At 27.2% G+C, this 2,387-nt stretch carries 2 protein-coding genes; both read right to left on the bottom strand.

Annotation, left to right across the window (positions count from 1 at the left end; translation table 11 throughout):
• Positions 1-127: 127 nt before the first annotated feature.
• Positions 128-862, bottom strand: a complete 735-nt coding sequence (locus ACRC28_RS00865) for a dynamin family protein (RefSeq protein WP_438541566.1) — start codon at positions 860-862, stop codon at positions 128-130.
• Positions 862-2,387 (bottom strand): hypothetical protein (locus ACRC28_RS00860; protein WP_438541565.1); only part of this gene is annotated, 1,526 nt, incomplete at its 5' end. The genes ACRC28_RS00860 and ACRC28_RS00865, both read right to left, overlap by 1 nt.

Below are 2,387 nucleotides of genomic sequence, written 5' to 3'. Positions count from 1 at the left end.
AAGGCTTTAGGGGTTAAAAGCAATTAACTCCGAGTCTGCACCTATCACTAGATACAGAGGGCTTTCTGTTTTAAATCTATACTTCTATACGTATTTGTATAGTTTTGTTTAAATTTGTTGTAACAGTTTAGTTACCCATACTATCTATCTTATTTAAAAGGAAATATACCTTTCCTTCATCTTCTTTTAAATCATCTCTATTTTTAAATATATCTTGTAATATTTTTGCATTAGTTTCTGATTTATAGCTTTCATAATCTAAAAGCATTATTAAAGCATCTGAATTTCTTAATTGGTCTAAAGCTAAACGTTGAAGAATTGTTACATCAAAATCTCCAATATCTGCTTCATTAGGACCTGGTGTATCTACTAAAACAAAGTTTTGTATTAACTCTTCATACTCTGAACCCTCTAATGCTTTTATTGGTGTTTCAACATAATATTTTTCAATATCTTCTACCTTGTCTCTTTTTCTTGAATGTCTTACATCTTCATGGAAAGCTTCCTCTAAAGTTTTTCCATTCTCTGCTACAATTTTTTCAACTCTACCATCTACATACTTCTTTAAAATACAATCACTTTGAACCTTAGCATGTCTTATTTCAGTTATAGATGCAGTACAAGCAGCCCTTTCATTTGGTAATAAATCTCTTCCTATAAGTGCATTAAAAGTTGTTGATTTACCTGCCTTCATAGCTGCAATTATAGATACAGTAAACTTTCTATTTTCAAGCTTATCTTTAACATTAACGATTTTATCCATATACTCCGCTTCTTCTTTTAGAAAGTCATCCTTCACCATATAATCTTTTACTATATCTGTTAATTGAATTAATTTTGATATCTTTTCACTATTTTTCATTACACTTCTCCTCCTAAATAAGCTTCTAGCTTGTTAAATATAGTTCCCATGATAACTATATTTTCCTCATCATCACTTTTAACTTCTTCTACTTCATCTGTCATTTCTATCTTGTATACAGCATTCATAAGCTTTTCTAGCTCTCTACATACTATTTCACCTAAGGCTTCATTATACTCATTATATTTTTTATAAAAGTCTTTTAAAAATAGCTCTGAGCATCTCTCCTGTGCCCTTATTATATCCTTTTCTTCTTCTCTCATAGCTTTTGTAATGTCATATACATACACAGTCTTTAACTTTTCTCCAAAGAAACCTTCTACGTATTTTTCTTCTGTATCATAGTCTACAAAGGTTGAATTATCATATCCATCCTCTAAAAATGCTTCTGAATTATCATAAGTTAAATTCATAAGTTGCTTTTGCTTTATCCTTATATTAGTTTCTATATAAATACTTTTATCAACAAAATTTTCTAAGTCAATTCTTATACTATCTGCCTCTTCTAAAATCTCTTTAGCCTCTGCTTTTAATTCTTCAAAAGCACCACCACCATTTAAGACACTATTATAATAATTATATATATCTAAGAAATTTGGCTTTATTGTTTGTTTCCAATTTCTAAATTTTACTTTCCCATTTTCTTCTGCTGAGTAGCTCCCTGAATAATGTTCATCACACATACAATATGGATAAACATATTCTGAATTTACATAATCACATTGGTAGTAATATCTCTTTTTAAACTCTTCTAGACTTTTTTCTTCAATCATTTTTTCGCCTCTATCTAGAAGCTCTTTGATTTTCTCTGTAAGTTCTAAAAATTTATTCTTTTTTTCTTCTTTTTCTAAAGCTTTATTTTTCTCTTCTAAAAAATTATTTACTAACTCTTCTAAATCTTCTTTTGAATTTTTCAAAAACTTCTCTATAATAGTTTTTTTACATCCATTTAAAGATTCAATTAATAAATCTTCTCTATTTCTAAATAATTCTTTTAAAACTCGTTCTTCAAAAATCTGTATATTACTTTCTTTATAGAAATTTTCTTTAAGATTATCTATTGGTAGCTTTACCATATATGCTTGTCCTTCTATAATTTGCTCTATAGGTTCATTTAAATCATCAAGTTCTCTTCTGTATTTCTCTATATCATTTCCTTTTTCTAAAAGCTTATAGAAAAAGGCTTTCTTCGCTGAAAATGGTAGTATAGCTGGATTTTTAACACCTACAGTACTAAGAAGTGCGGTAACTTCTTCTATAATTGATGATATATCGCCATCTTTATAAGTCATTAAATCTATCTTATTTAAAATAAATACTATATTTTCATTTTCAAAAATATCTTTTCTATATAATTTTATTTTTTCTAAAATTTCTATATTTTCTTCTGCCTTATAATATTTATAATCTAAAACATAAATTATATAATCTGTTTTTTTAATTTGTCTTTCAAAAACATCCTCAATAATTTTTCTATCAACACCAAGTCCTGACATTTCATTGTATCCTGGTGTATCAACTAATT

Origin of the sequence: Clostridium sp. (genome assembly GCF_051650885.1) — a bacterium.
Classification (GTDB): domain Bacteria; phylum Bacillota; class Clostridia; order Clostridiales; family Clostridiaceae; genus Clostridium.
The sequence above is the reverse complement of the archived record's forward strand: the minus strand, read 5'-3'. Positions and strand labels throughout refer to the sequence as shown.